Here is a 12,332-nt window from a genome sequence, read left to right as displayed (position 1 = left end):
GGAAGCGCCGGACGAGGGCCCGGTCCTTCTCGAAGTGCTGGCGGAACTCCTTGTAGGTCGTCGAGCCCATGCAGCGCAGGGTGCCCGACGCCAGGGCGGGCTTCAGCAGGTTGGACGCATCCATCGCCCCGCCCGACGTGGCGCCGGCGCCGATAACGGTGTGGATCTCGTCGATGAAGAGCACCGCGTTCGGGTGGTTCTCCAGCTCCTTGACCACCTGCTTCACGCGCTCTTCGAAGTCGCCGCGGTAGCGGGTGCCGGCCAGCAGGGCGCCCATGTCGAGCGAGAAGATGGTGGCTTCCGCCAGCACTTCCGGGACCTGCTTGTTGACGATCTTGCGGGCCAGGCCCTCGGCGATGGCGGTCTTGCCGACGCCCGGGTCACCGACCAGCAGCGGGTTGTTCTTGGTCCGACGGCAGAGGATCTGGATGCAGCGCTCCACCTCGGCCATCCGCCCGATCAGCGGATCGACCTTCCCCTGCTTGGCCTTCTCGTTGAGGTTCACGCAGTAGGCTTCGAGGGCCTCGCCGCCAGTCTTGACCTGGGGCTTCTCGTCGTCCTCCGCGCCCTTGACGGGCTTGGCTTCCGACGCGCCGGCCTTCTTGGCGATGCCGTGGGCGATGTAGTTGACCGCGTCGTACCGCGTCATGTCCTGCTCCTGCAGGAAGTAGGCGGCATGGCTCTCGCGCTCGGAGAAGATCGCCACCAGCACATTGGCGCCGGTGACTTCCTCTCGGCCAGACGACTGGACGTGGATCACCGCGCGCTGGATCACGCGCTGGAAGCCCGCCGTGGGCTTGGCGTCCTCGCCGTCGTCCACCACGAGCGAGCGGAGCTCGTTGTCGACGTAGTTGGTGAGAGTGGTGCGCAGCGCGCCCAGGTCCACATCGCAGGCGCGCATGACGCCGGCGGCGTCCTCGTCGTCCACGAGAGAGAGCAGCAGGTGCTCTAGGGTGGCGTATTCATGCTTACGCTGGTTGGCGTAGGCGACCGCGCGATGCAGGGACTCTTCGAGCTGGCGCGAAAATGAAGGCAAAGGGCCTTAATCCTTTTCCATGGTGCACTGCAGCGGGTGTTGATGCCGCCGCGCCGTATCAACGACCTGGGCCACTTTTGTTTCCGCCACTTCGTATGTGTAGACCCCGCAGACGCCCACGCCGTGTTGATGGACATGGAGCATTATGCGAGTCGCGTCTTCGCGCGACTTGTTGAAGAACTGCTCAAGTACGTAGACCACGAATTCCATCGGGGTGTAGTCGTCGTTGAGCAGCAGAACCCGATACATCGACGGTTTCTGCGTCTTCGGCTTGGTCTGGGTGATGACCGCCGAACGAACGCCGGCGCCCGAGTCACCTTCCTTGCGTTCGCTCATCCAAACATCTCCTGCGGACGCAAAGACGCGCGCCCACTTCGATTAGATATGTAAGACGCCGGCTTTTGGAAGGGTCAAAGCGTCACGCACCACCCAAACGTCAGGGCTGAGTCGGCTGGGCGACGCTGATCACTCTTCGTTGACCGCCTTGCTCTTGAGCATACGGCCCGACGTCACCGCGTCCTGGCCGAACTTGGCGCGAATGACGTCGAGGGTCTTTTCGCCGGCCAGGGCGCGCCGCTCGTCCTCGGCGAAGAAGTCGGAGGCCGCGGTCTCCGCGTCGGCGAAATCGGAAAGCCCGATGCCGATGAGCCGCCAAGGTCGGGCTCCGGCCTCCCTCGCCAGCAGCTCGCGACCGACGGCGAAAAGCGTCCTGGCGGTCTGGGTGGCCACCGGCAGAGTCCGCCGGCGCGTGACGATGCGGAAATCGGTGGTCCTGAGTTTCAGGGTCACGACCCGGCCGGCCACCTCGTCGGCGCGGGCCTTCCGCGCCACCTTCTCGCAGAGCGGGGCCAGCATGTCCTCGAGGTCGGCCAGGCGCGTGAGGTCCTCGTTGAAGGTGGTCTCGGCGCTGATGCCCTTGCGCTCCTCGTTCGGGTTGACAGAGCGGGCGTCCTGGCCGTGGGCGAGTTGGGAGAGGCGAAGGCCGTATGCGCCCCAGCGCTCGGCCAGCAGCTTGAGGTCGGCGCGGGCGAGGTCGCCCACAGTGCGGAAGCCGGCCTTCTCGAGCGACGCGGCCATGGCCGGGCCGACGCCCGGCAGGATGGAGACCGGCTTCGGCGCGAGGAACGCCTGGGCCGAGCGGGCGCCGATCACCGAGAAGCCGCGCGGCTTGTCGAGGTCGGACGCAACCTTGGCCAGGAACTTGTTGGGCGCCAGGCCGATGGAGACGGTGAGCCCCGTCTCGGCTTCGATGCGGGCCTGGAGCTTCGCGAGCGTGACGGCCGGTGGCGCGCCGTGCAGGCGTTCGGTCCCCGAGAGGTCCATCCAGGCCTCGTCCAGAGACAGGTTCTGGATCAGCGGCGTGAGTTCGGCGGCGAGGCCCAGGATGCGACGGCTCTCCGTCCGGTACTTCGTGAAGTCCGGCTTGATGACCACGGCCTCGGGGCAGGCCTTCAGCGCCTTGAACATCGGCATGGCCGAGCGAACCCCGGAGATGCGGGCGATGTAGCAGCAGGTGGTGACCACCCCCCGCTTGCCGCCGCCGACGATTACCGGCTTGTCGCGCAACTCGGGCCGGTCGCGCTTCTCGACCGAGGCATAGAAGGCGTCGCAGTCCATGTGGGCGATCGCGAGTTCGCCCAGCTCCTCGTGGGCGACGACGCGCGGCGAGCCGCAGGCGGGGCAGCGGCGCGGCGTCCCCTCGCCGGTCCAGAAGCAGTCGCGGCAGAGCGCGTTCATGCCGGCCAGAGCCAGGCCGCGCCGCGCACGCCCGATGAGTCGCCGTGCGCGGCCCTGCGGATGGGGGTGTCGAAGCGGTCGGAGAAGACGTGGGGCGCGATGGCGGCGGGCAACCGCGCATAGAGCTCGGACACGTTCGACATCCCGCCGCCCAGCACGATGACGTCCGGGTCCAGCACGTCGACGATGACCGCCAGCCCCCGGGCCAGACGATCGACGTAGCGGTCCAGGACGGCGGGATCCTGCACCGCCTGCTCGGCGGGGACGCCGGCGTCGCGGGCGAGGCCCGAGCCGCTGATCCAGAGCTCCAGGCAGCCGCGCCGGCCGCACCAGCACTCCGGCGCCGGCAACTCCTCAGGCCGCGGCCAGGGCAGGGGCGTGTGGCCCCACTCGCCGGCGACGGCGTTGCGGCCGACGAGCGGGCGACCGGCGAAGGCCACGCCCCCGCCGCAACCGGTTCCCAGGATGGCGGCGAACACCACCTCGGCGCCGGCGCCCGCGCCGTCGACCGCCTCGGACAGCGCCAGGCAGTTGGCGTCGTTGGCGTAGCGCACCGGCCGTTCGAGGGCCCGCGCCAGGTCCTGATCGAAGGGACGGCCGTTCAGCTGGGTGGAATTGGCGTTGCGGATAAGCCCGGTGGCCGGCGAGATCGAACCAGGGCCGCCCACGCCCAGGCGGGTCGCCGCGACGCCCGCCTGCCGCTCCGCCTCGATCACCAGGGCGCGGACGGCTTCCAGGCCCATGTCGTAGTCGCGCGGCGTCGGAGCGCGGACCCGCGCCACCACGCGCCCGTCGGCATCCAAGGCCGCGGCCTCGATCTTGGTCCCGCCGAAATCCACGCCGAAGCGGATCATGCGGGCAGGCTACCTGATTTGTTCCTCAGGCGCCTGCCTTGGCGAGGTTGGGCTTGGGGATTGCGAAGACGAAGGACCCGCCCTTGGCCTTTTCGCGCGCCTGTTCGGCCCAGGCGACGGCGAAGGCCAGCGGCTTGCCCGGCGCGGGCGCCTGGCGGGCGATGCGGATCCTGCGGTCGCGGAAGGCGGTGGTGACGGCGGCCCACAGGTCGAGGTCCTCGGACGGCGGCTCGTCGCCCGGCTCGGGACTGAGGACGCGGGGGATCGACGCCAGCAACGGATCGTTCGTAACGAGCTCGACGGCGTCGCCTGCAGGAACGTCCTTCAGGGCCGCCAGCAGGCCTTGCAGGGGCAGCCGCTGTTCGCCGATGCGACGGTCGCCACCGGCGGCCCCGCTCACCAACGTCCCGGCGCTGCGCACATAGCACCAGCCGCCGGTGCGGAAGGGCGCGGCGTACGAGACCGCGAGCCAGATTCGGATGCTTTCAGACATGGTCTAGCGGCGTATCGCCGTCTCGATGGCCTCGGCAAGCTCGGCCCAATCGTCGATGCGCGGATGCCGCTCCGAGCGAGGCGCAAAGGGGCGCAGGCGCTCGTCGGCCACATGCTGGAAGGTGGCGGTGGCTGGCGAGTGGTCGGCCACGGAGTCGAGGTTCGGCAAGAGGTCGTCGACGAAGGCGGTGGGCTGAGGCGTCTGGGCGGTGAGGGCCGCGGCGATGGGACCCTTGGGGCCGCTGTTCAGGATCAGCGGGTGCTTTAGGCCATGGCTCTCCAGCCATCGGGCGCGGAGGCGCTCGGCCTCGGCGGGGGCGTTGGAGAGGATCAGGATCTCGGCGCTGGCGGTCAGGCGGTTCAGGGCGGCGACCGCGCCAGGCGCCGGCTCGATGCGATGGCAGTGGTCGGCGAAGAAGGCGTTGAAGAGCTCGCGGCCGGTGTCGAGGTCCACGTGCTGGGCTTCCCCCGGGCGGTAGATGTTCTGGAACAGGGCGAAGCGCTCGATTCGCATCTCCAGCCCGCGGCTGGCCAGGAAGTCCCCGAAGCCTTGCATGAAGAGGCCCAGCACCTCGTCCACGTCCACCAGCACCAGCGGCCGGTCTCGGGAAAGCCCAAGCGATTCAAGGCTGGGCGCGCTGATGGCGGTGGTCTCGGGCAAGGCGGCGTCCAACGCGGCTAACGAAGTTTAAGGATATCCGTGGGATCAACGCCGGACAGATGGGGAAGGCCGCGCGCGGCCCGACCTTGCAAACAGGCGCCGGGTCCCGAATGGCCAAGAAGGTCCTCATCGTCGAGGATAACGAGCTGAACATGAAGCTCTTTCATGATCTGCTCGAAGCCCAGGGCTACGAAACGATCGAGACCCGCGAGGGCCTCGCGGCGCTGTCGCTCGCCCGCGAGCACCGGCCCGACCTGATCCTGATGGACATCCAGCTTCCCGAGATCTCCGGTCTCGAAGTCACGAAGTGGCTGAAAGAGGACGACGAGCTGGCCTCGATCCCGGTGGTCGCCGTGACCGCCTTCGCCATGAAGGGCGACGAGGAAAGGATCCGCGAAGGCGGCTGCGAGGCCTATATTTCGAAGCCGATCTCGGTCTCGCACTTCCTCGACACCATCCGCCGCCTGCTGGACTGACGCCGATGTCCGCCCGCATCCTGGTGGTGGACGACATCGAGGCGAACGTCCGCCTGCTCGAAGCCAAGCTGACGGCCGAGTACTACGAGGTGCTGACCGCCTCAGACGGCCCGACCGCCCTGGCTATGGCGGCCGCCGAGCGCCCCGACATCATCCTGCTGGACGTGATGATGCCCGGCATGGACGGCTTCCAGGTCTGCCGGCGGCTGAAGGACGATCCCGAGACGCGGCACGTGCCGGTGGTGCTGGTCACCGCCCTGGACGGACGTTCGGACCGGGTGGCGGGCCTGGAGGCCGGCGCCGACGACTTCCTGACCAAGCCCATCGACGACGTGATGCTGTTCGCCCGCGTCCGCTCGCTGACGCGGCTGAAGGCGGTGATCGACGAACTGCGCGAGCGCGAGGCGTCGGGCCGGCGCATGGGCGTGATCGCGGGCGCGGCCTCGCGGCTGGGCGGCTCCGGCGGGCGGATCCTGATCGTCGACGATAATCCCCGCCAAGCGCAGCGCGTCTGCGCCGAACTCGCCATCGAGCATCGGCCGCTGGTGGAGACCGACCTGGAGAAGGCGCTGATGACCGCCAAGGGGCCGGTGGACCTGGTGCTGGTGAACACCGGCGCCAAGGCATTCGACGGCCTGCGTTTCGCCGCCCAGGTCCGCTCGGACGAGGCGACCCGCGGCGTGCCGATCCTGGCCGTGGTGGACCCCGACGAGCGGCAGCGGATCGTCAAGGCGCTGGAGATCGGCGTGAACGACATCCTGGCCCGGCCCATCGATCCGGGTGAGCTGGCGGCGCGGGCGAAGACCCAGATCCGGCGCAAGCGCTACACCGACTACCTGCGAACAAACCTGGACCACTCGCTGGAGCTGGCTGTCACCGACCAGCTCACCGGCCTTCACAACCGCCGATACATGCAGGGCCAGCTGGAGGCGCTGATGCGGCGCGCAGGCGTCGGGGGCGAGCCGGTGGCGCTGCTGGTCATCGACATCGACCACTTCAAGAAGATCAACGACAGCTTCGGCCACGACGTGGGCGACGAGGTGCTGCGCGAGTTCGCCGTGCGCCTGGCGTCGAACGTGCGGGCGATCGATCTGCCGGTGCGGCACGGCGGCGAAGAGTTCGTCGTCGTGATGCCCGACACGAGCCTGGAGGATGCTCGTCGCATCGCCGAGCGCATCCGGCTGCATGTGGCGGGCTCGCCGTTCCGCGTGATGGGTGGCGACGAACTCCTGAGCGTGACGATCTCGATCGGCGTGGCCGCCAGCTTCGGTCCGGCCGACACCTCCCAGGGGCTGCTCAAGCGGGCGGACGAGGCCGTGTACGAGGCCAAGTCCCGCGGCCGCAACCGGGTCATCGCCCGGGCAGCGTGACTATACAAAGAACTGCGTTCGCCTAAGATGTCCCCCTGCGCGAAAGCGGGGTAGGGCGCGATGATCCGGATGTCAGCCTGGTTGGCCGTCGTCTTCGGCGCAGCGCTGAGCGTGCTTGAAGTGCTGCGGAACTGGCCGACGTGGCAATGGTGGCCGTACTGGCTGGTGGACTACATCGCCGCGGCGTTGCTGGTCGCGGGGGGAATCCTCGCCTTGCGCCGGCGAGGCGAGAAATGGCTCACAGCCGGCTGGGCCTTCGCGTGCGCGATGCTCTGGGCTTCGTACTTCACCAAGCTGGAGCAGGCGCTGGAGGCCACGGCGACGCTCAGCGCCCGCGACGAGCGGCTGATGAACATCATCGGCGCGATGTTCCTGATCACCATCGTGGGCCTGGTCCTGAGCCTCGCCGGCAGGCCGAAGACTCCCTGAGCGCAACGGAAAACGCCCGGCGGTGAGGCCGGGCGTCTTCTTCCGGAAGATCAGAGGCTTCGCAGCCTTACTTGATCTTGCCTTCCTTGAACTCCACGTGCTTGCGCACGATGGGGTCGTACTTCTTCAGCACCATCTTGTCGGTCTTGGTGCGGGCGTTCTTCTTGGTCACGTAGAAGAAGCCGGTGTCCGCGGTCGAGTTCAGGCGGATCTTGATAGAGGCGGGCTTCGCCATGTCGGGTCCTTAAAGCGCGGGGCCAAACGGGATCGCACCGCCGGCGGGTGTTCGAGAGGCGCGGAAAATACGAATCCGCGCCGGGAAGTCAATGACCGGCTACGGCAGAGGCCGCGAGTAGTCGGTCGGCGTGAGCACCCGATCCTCGATCTCGCCCACCAGCTTGCCGTGCTGGGCCGCCGTCGCCCGCTTGATCTCGGCCCATTCTGGGTCGGCCATGAAGGCGGTCCAGGCGGCCTTCATCTCGGGTTCGTCCCGCCATCGCAGCAGGTAGACGAACTCGGTCCGTCCGTCGCGCTTCGCCTCCCACATCGACAGGATCCGGAAGCCGTGACGCGCCATGATGCGCTGGGCGTGGTCCCGGAAGCGGGCGTGGAAGGCGGCCTTGTTGCCGTCGAAGATCTCGTAGATCCGCAGCTGGTTGATCGGCCGATCGTCGTCGGCCGCGGCGGCCGGCGCCGCGAAGAAGAGGGCGAGGGCGGCGAGCAGTCCCCGAAGCATGCGCTGAGCCTTGGCTGTGGGCGGAAGCCCTACAGATAAGCAGGCCGGCCCGCGCTTCTATCCTTGTAGCGCAAGAAGGGCTTGGGCCGCGACGGGTCGGCCATACGAAGCTCGGCTTCCTTGATCATCAGCCGGGTGACCGTCGGCAGCGGCAGGTCCAGGGCCTCGGCGAAGTCCACCCAGGCGATCTCCTCCAGTTCGCCGCAGTCGGGCTGGCGCTCTAGGCTGGTCAGCCGCTCGGCGTCGGCCATCAGGAACCAGGTGTCGAAGCGCTTGCCAACGCTTGGGGGCGTCACCGCGCGGGCGATGACGTCGAGCGCCTCGAGGTCGGGCAGGGCGCCTTGCTCGACGAACGGCCGCCAAGGGCCGGCGAGGGGGCGGGCGGGCGCCGGCTGGGCCAGGAGCAGGCCGGCCTCTTCCCAGGTCTCGCGGATCGCCGCCAGCGCCAGCGCACGCCCCTTGCCCGGCTTCAGATAGGCGTCGAACAGGGCGGCCGTTTCCGGCTTCAGGTCGGTGGCGAACGGCGCGCGGTAGTCGGCCCGGTCGATCCGCCCGCCTGGGAACACCCAGCGGTCGGGCATGAAGCTGTGGCCGCCGTGCCGACGACCCATCAGCACCCGGGGCTTCGGGCCGTCGCGACGAATGATCATCACGGTCGCCGCGCTTTTCGGGCGCACGGCCCGGGCGCCCGCTGTGCGGGGCGGGCCTTCCGGCTTCAGCGGCAGGACGGGGGCGTCGTCGGACATCGAAAAGGACTGTGGCGGCGGAAAGAACGGCTGGAAAGCGTGACCCGGCGTCAACGACCGCGGGTCTTCTTCTTGCCCTTGCTCTTGGGCGTACGGCCGGCGCCGCCGCCGCGGGCTTGGCCCCTGGGCGGGCCCCGGAACTCCCCGCCGGGCCTGCGGTCGCCGCGGGCGCGGACGCCCAGCCTGGGGCGGGGCGCGGAAGGGTCGGGCGGGGCGGGCTCGCTCAGCATCTCGAACAGCAGGCCGCCAGTGATGGGCGTGGCCTCGCGCAACCGCACCTGGACGGCCATGCCGAGCGGCCAGCGCGCGCCGCTGCGCTCGCCGACGAGGGCGTGCGCCCGATCGTCGTGGACGAAGTATTCCCCGCCGAGGCTGGAAACCGGGACCAGGCCGTCTGCGCCGGTCTCGGTCAGGCGAACGAACAGGCCGAAACGGGTGACGCCGGTGATCTTGCCGTCGAACTCGGCGCCCACCCGGTCCGACAGGAAGGCCGCGATGTAGCGGTCGGTGGCGTCGCGCTCGGCCGCCATGGCGCGGCGCTCGGCCCCGGTGATCTGTTCGGCCGTGCCCTTCATCTGGGCCACGTCGCGCTCGGACAGGCCGTCCTTGCCGAGGCCCAAGGCGCTGACGAGCGCCCGGTGAACGATCAGGTCGGCGTAGCGGCGGATCGGCGAGGTGAAGTGGGCGTACTTGGCGAGGTTCAGACCGTAGTGGCCGATGTTCTCGGTCGAGTAGTGCGCCTGCATCTGGGTGCGCAGGACCACTTCGTTGACGATCTCGGCGTGCGGCGTGTCGCGGGTCTCGTCCAGGAGGCGGTTGAAGCGCTCGGTGCGAGGGGCCTCGCCCTTGGTCCAGGGCAGGCCCAGCGTGCCTAGGAAGTCCACCAGGGCGAACAGCTTCTCCTGGCTGGGCGCGTCGTGGATCCGGTAGATCAGCGGGATCTTCTTCTGCTCCAGGGTCTCGGCGGCGCAGACGTTCGCCTGGATCATGAACTCTTCGATCAGCCGGTGGGCCTCGAGGCTGGCGCGGGGCGTGATCGAAACGACCTGGCCCTGCGCATCGATGACGATCTTGCGTTCCAGGCTCTCGATGGCGAGCGGCGAGCGGGCGTCGCGGCCCTTCTTCATGGTCGCGTAGGCCGTCCAGAGCGGCTTCAGGACCGGCTGCAGCAACGGACCGGTCTTGTCGTCAGGGTTCCCGTCGATGGCGGCCTGGGCCTGCTCGTAGGACAGCTTGGCGGCCGAGCGCATCAGGCCACGGACGAAGCGGTGCGAGCGTTTGCGGCCGTCGGCTCCGAAGACCATGCGGACGGCCATGCAGGCGCGGTTCTCGCCCTCGCGCAGGGAGCAGAGGCCGTTCGACAGCCGCTCGGGCAGCATCGGCTCGACCCGGTCTGGGAAGTAGACGCTGTTGCCCTTGTCGCGCGCCTCGCGATCGAGGGCGGAGCCGGAGGTCACGTAGGCGGCGACATCGGCGATGGCGACCCAGACGATCCAGCCGCCGGGGTTCTTCTCGTCGTTGTCGGGCTCGGCATAGACGGCGTCGTCGTGATCCCGGGCGTCGGCCGGGTCGATGGTGATCAGCGGGACCTCGCGCAGGTCCTCGCGACCTGCGAGCGTCGGCGGCTGAGCCGCCTCGGCTTCGGCTTCGGCCGCCTGGGAGAAACCGGTGGGAATGCCGTGGGCGTGGATGGCGATCATGGAAGCGGCGCGGGGCTCGTCCTCGCGGCCGACCACCTCCAGGACCTTGCCGCGCTTCGGTCCATAGCGGCCGACAGAGCCTTCCATCTGGGCCACCACCAGGTCGCCGTCCCGCAGGTCGCCCGGCTCCGTCAGCACGAGGCTGTCCTTCGAGCGGCGGTCCACCGGCTCAACGCGCACTTCGCGGCGGACCTTTCGGATCACGCCCAGCACGCGGTGGGCGCTCTGGCCCAGACGCTTGATCAGCCGCGCCTCGAGCTCGCCGTTCTCGAGCCGCACGAAGCGGACCAGAAGCTTGTCGCCGAGGCCTGGCGCCGGACCAGCCTCGTCGCCGCCGGGGGCGAGCGGCACGAGCGGCGCGTCCTCCCCCTTGACCAGCTTCACCAGCAGGTCGCCGTCCGGGTCGCGTTCGGCGGCCACGGCCACGCCAACCTCGGGCAGGGCCCCGGTCTCGGCGAAGCCGCGGCGGCTGCGGCGGCTGAGGGTCCCGTCTTCCTCCATTTCGGCCATCATCATGCGCAGGGCGCGGCGGTCGGCGCCCTTCAGGCCGAAGGCGCGGGCGATGGCGGCCTTGTCGGTCTCGCCGTGCTCGCGGATGAAGTTCAGCAGGGCGTCCCGGTCCGGCAGGCCCTGAGGGATGCGAGCGGGTTTGGGCTTGTGGGGTCGGGCCATGGGGTGGTGCTTAGCACAACGCCACGGCGCCGGTCCGGCTCCGTCGCGAGCTCAAAGGAAGGCGAGGGCGGCTGCGGCCAGGATGGTCGCGGCCATCACAAGGTTCATGGCCCGCTCGGCGCCCGGCGAGAGCTTCAGGCCGCCCAAGGCCGCGCCGACGGCCAGCCAGGCGACGTCGACGGTGATCATCACGACGACCAGGATGCTCCACTTCGCGACGCCGTCGCCCAGGCCGCTGCGGGGGATCAGGACAAAGGACGCGATCAGCGAGGCGAAGGCGAGGTAGGCCTTCGGGTTGGCGATGCCGAGCAGGAACCCCTGGCCCAGAGAGCTGGCGGTGGAAGCGGCCTGAGGCTCGCCGACCGGCGCGGCGCCGATCTTCCAGGCCAGCCAGACGAGATAGGCCAGCGCCACCAGCATCAGCGCCTGCTGCACCGCCGGCGCGGCGGTGAGCAGTGAGACCAGTCCGGCCGCGCTGAGGCCGGCGGCGATCGCCAGGCCCAGTTGGAGCGCGAGGAAGAAGGGCAGGCTGGCGCGGAAGCCCTGCGCCCGGCCGATGGCCAGCAGGGCTGCGATGGCGGGGCCAGGCGAGCCCAACAGGGCGACAGCCGCGAGCGTGAAGGCGAGCGCATCGGTCATGCGCCGCCCTATAGCTCAGTCATATAAAGACATAAAGATATCTTTATGTGCGATCAGGCGTCGGCCTTCGCCTTCTTTTTGGCCGGCGCCTTCTTCGCGCCGCCGGCGGCGGTCTTGCGGGCTGGCTTCTTCTTGCCGCCGCCCATGGCTTCGCGCTCGGAGAGCAGCTTCACCGCCTCGTCCATCGTCAGGGCCGCGGGGTCGGCGCCCTTCGGAATCGTGGCGTTGGTCGAGCCGTGCTTCACATACGGGCCGTAGCGGCCGGCCATGACCCGGACGGGCTGGCCATCGGCCGGGTGGGCGCCCAGCTCCTTCAGCGGCGCCTGGTCGCCGCCGCGCTTGCCGCCCGCGCGCTTGGTGGCGATCAGGTCGACGGCGCGGTTCAGACCCACCTCGAACACCTCGTCGACGTTCGGCAGGTTCGCATAGGTCCCGTTGTGCTGGACGAAGGGCCCGTAGCGGCCGATGCCGGCCAGGATCGGCTTGCCGTCCTCGGGGTGCGGGCCGATCTCGCGGGGCAGGCGCAGCAGCCGCAGCGCCTTCTCCAGGTCCATGTCGGCGGCGCTCCAGCCCTTGGGCAGGCTGGCCCGCTTGGGCTTCTCGCCTTCGCCCAGCTGGACGTAGGGGCCGAAGCGGCCGGCCTTCAGGTACACGGTCTCGCCGGTCACGGGATCGACCCCCAGCTCGCGGTCGCCCGAGGCGGCCTCGTCGCCTTCCTCAGAGACGGTCAGCGGCCGGGTGTGGCGGCACTCGGGATAGTTCGAGCAGCCGATGAACGGCCCGT

Annotated in this window: 15 protein-coding genes; 3 read left to right on the top strand and 12 right to left on the bottom strand. The window is 69.4% G+C overall.

Annotation, left to right across the window (positions count from 1 at the left end):
• From RIF93_RS13720 to RIF93_RS13695, 6 genes are all read right to left on the bottom strand, one after another.
• A partial coding sequence (locus RIF93_RS13720; protein WP_309092013.1) for an AAA family ATPase occupies positions 1 to 1,036 on the bottom strand: 1,036 nt, incomplete at its 3' end.
• Between the two features lie 6 nt (positions 1,037 to 1,042).
• Positions 1,043 to 1,372, bottom strand: coding sequence for an ATP-dependent Clp protease adapter ClpS (clpS, locus tag RIF93_RS13715; protein WP_309092012.1), 330 nt, complete (start codon positions 1,370 to 1,372; stop codon positions 1,043 to 1,045).
• A gap of 129 nt (positions 1,373 to 1,501) precedes the next feature.
• Positions 1,502 to 2,773, bottom strand: coding sequence for a DNA polymerase IV (locus RIF93_RS13710; RefSeq protein ID WP_309092011.1), 1,272 nt, complete (start codon positions 2,771 to 2,773; stop codon positions 1,502 to 1,504).
• The gene (locus tag RIF93_RS13705; RefSeq protein ID WP_309092010.1) at positions 2,770 to 3,627 is read right to left on the bottom strand and encodes an ROK family protein; all 858 of its coding nucleotides are present in this window, start codon (positions 3,625 to 3,627) and stop codon (positions 2,770 to 2,772) included. The genes RIF93_RS13710 and RIF93_RS13705 overlap by 4 nt, the downstream gene beginning before the upstream one ends.
• A 25-nt stretch (positions 3,628 to 3,652) precedes the next feature.
• Positions 3,653 to 4,120 carry a hypothetical protein gene (locus RIF93_RS13700; RefSeq protein WP_309092009.1) on the bottom strand — a complete coding sequence of 156 codons (468 nt, stop codon included), beginning with the start codon at positions 4,118 to 4,120 and terminating at the stop codon, positions 3,653 to 3,655.
• A 3-nt stretch (positions 4,121 to 4,123) separates the two neighbouring features.
• Complete coding sequence (locus tag RIF93_RS13695) at positions 4,124 to 4,780, bottom strand: hypothetical protein (RefSeq protein WP_309092008.1); 657 nt, start codon at positions 4,778 to 4,780, stop codon at positions 4,124 to 4,126.
• Positions 4,781 to 4,890: 110 nt separating this feature from the next.
• Here RIF93_RS13695 and RIF93_RS13690 point away from each other — a divergent pair, with 110 nt between their 5' ends.
• From RIF93_RS13690 to RIF93_RS13680, 3 genes are all read left to right on the top strand, one after another.
• A complete protein-coding gene (locus tag RIF93_RS13690; RefSeq protein WP_309092007.1) occupies positions 4,891 to 5,256 on the top strand; it encodes a response regulator in 366 nt (121 codons plus the stop codon).
• 5 nt (positions 5,257 to 5,261) lie between these two features.
• Positions 5,262 to 6,626, top strand: coding sequence for a PleD family two-component system response regulator (locus RIF93_RS13685; protein WP_309092006.1), 1,365 nt, complete (start codon positions 5,262 to 5,264; stop codon positions 6,624 to 6,626).
• Between the two features lie 69 nt (positions 6,627 to 6,695).
• Positions 6,696 to 7,055, top strand: coding sequence for a hypothetical protein (locus RIF93_RS13680; protein WP_309092005.1), 360 nt, complete (start codon positions 6,696 to 6,698; stop codon positions 7,053 to 7,055).
• A gap of 67 nt (positions 7,056 to 7,122) precedes the next feature.
• On the opposite strand, the gene rpmG is transcribed toward RIF93_RS13680, so the two are convergent.
• The 6 genes from rpmG to RIF93_RS13650 form a co-directional block, all read right to left on the bottom strand.
• Positions 7,123 to 7,290, bottom strand: a complete 168-nt coding sequence (gene rpmG / locus RIF93_RS13675; protein ID WP_012521869.1) for a 50S ribosomal protein L33 — start codon at positions 7,288 to 7,290, stop codon at positions 7,123 to 7,125.
• 99 nt (positions 7,291 to 7,389) lie between these two features.
• Positions 7,390 to 7,791 (bottom strand): NIPSNAP family protein, encoded by a 402-nt coding sequence (locus RIF93_RS13670; protein WP_309092004.1) that lies wholly within the window; start codon positions 7,789 to 7,791, stop codon positions 7,390 to 7,392.
• 29 nt (positions 7,792 to 7,820) lie between these two features.
• The gene (locus RIF93_RS13665; protein ID WP_309092003.1) at positions 7,821 to 8,537 is read right to left on the bottom strand and encodes an NUDIX hydrolase; all 717 of its coding nucleotides are present in this window, start codon (positions 8,535 to 8,537) and stop codon (positions 7,821 to 7,823) included.
• A gap of 50 nt (positions 8,538 to 8,587) precedes the next feature.
• Positions 8,588 to 10,909, bottom strand: coding sequence for a ribonuclease R (gene rnr / locus RIF93_RS13660; RefSeq protein ID WP_309092002.1), 2,322 nt, complete (start codon positions 10,907 to 10,909; stop codon positions 8,588 to 8,590).
• 51 nt (positions 10,910 to 10,960) lie between these two features.
• A complete protein-coding gene (locus RIF93_RS13655) occupies positions 10,961 to 11,548 on the bottom strand; it encodes a LysE family transporter (protein ID WP_309092001.1) in 588 nt (195 codons plus the stop codon).
• A 53-nt stretch (positions 11,549 to 11,601) separates the two neighbouring features.
• On the bottom strand, positions 11,602 to 12,332 hold a 731-nt coding region (locus RIF93_RS13650), incomplete at its 5' end, for a topoisomerase C-terminal repeat-containing protein (RefSeq protein ID WP_309092000.1).

The sequence above is a fragment of the Phenylobacterium sp. genome, from assembly GCF_031181185.1.
In the GTDB taxonomy this organism is placed as follows: Bacteria; Pseudomonadota; Alphaproteobacteria; order Caulobacterales; family Caulobacteraceae; genus Phenylobacterium.
This window is presented reverse-complemented; position numbering and strand designations above follow the sequence as displayed.

Bases quoted from the DNA above. Each gene is read 5' to 3' on its own strand.
- RIF93_RS13700 (WP_309092009.1), bottom strand. From the start codon at position 4,120: ATGTCTGAAAGCATCCGAATCTGGCTCGCGGTCTCGTACGCCGCGCCC.
- rpmG (WP_012521869.1), bottom strand. From the start codon at position 7,290: ATGGCGAAGCCCGCCTCTATCAAGATCCGCCTGAACTCGACCGCGGAC.
- rnr (WP_309092002.1), bottom strand. From the start codon at position 10,909: ATGGCCCGACCCCACAAGCCCAAACCCGCTCGCATCCCTCAGGGCCTG.
- clpS (WP_309092012.1), bottom strand. From the start codon at position 1,372: ATGAGCGAACGCAAGGAAGGTGACTCGGGCGCCGGCGTTCGTTCGGCG.
- RIF93_RS13655 (WP_309092001.1), bottom strand. From the start codon at position 11,548: ATGACCGATGCGCTCGCCTTCACGCTCGCGGCTGTCGCCCTGTTGGGC.
- RIF93_RS13690 (WP_309092007.1), top strand. From the start codon at position 4,891: ATGGCCAAGAAGGTCCTCATCGTCGAGGATAACGAGCTGAACATGAAG.
- RIF93_RS13680 (WP_309092005.1), top strand. From the start codon at position 6,696: ATGTCAGCCTGGTTGGCCGTCGTCTTCGGCGCAGCGCTGAGCGTGCTT.
- RIF93_RS13710 (WP_309092011.1), bottom strand. From the start codon at position 2,773: ATGAACGCGCTCTGCCGCGACTGCTTCTGGACCGGCGAGGGGACGCCG.
- RIF93_RS13685 (WP_309092006.1), top strand. From the start codon at position 5,262: ATGTCCGCCCGCATCCTGGTGGTGGACGACATCGAGGCGAACGTCCGC.
- RIF93_RS13705 (WP_309092010.1), bottom strand. From the start codon at position 3,627: ATGATCCGCTTCGGCGTGGATTTCGGCGGGACCAAGATCGAGGCCGCG.
- RIF93_RS13670 (WP_309092004.1), bottom strand. From the start codon at position 7,791: ATGCTTCGGGGACTGCTCGCCGCCCTCGCCCTCTTCTTCGCGGCGCCG.
- RIF93_RS13665 (WP_309092003.1), bottom strand. From the start codon at position 8,537: ATGTCCGACGACGCCCCCGTCCTGCCGCTGAAGCCGGAAGGCCCGCCC.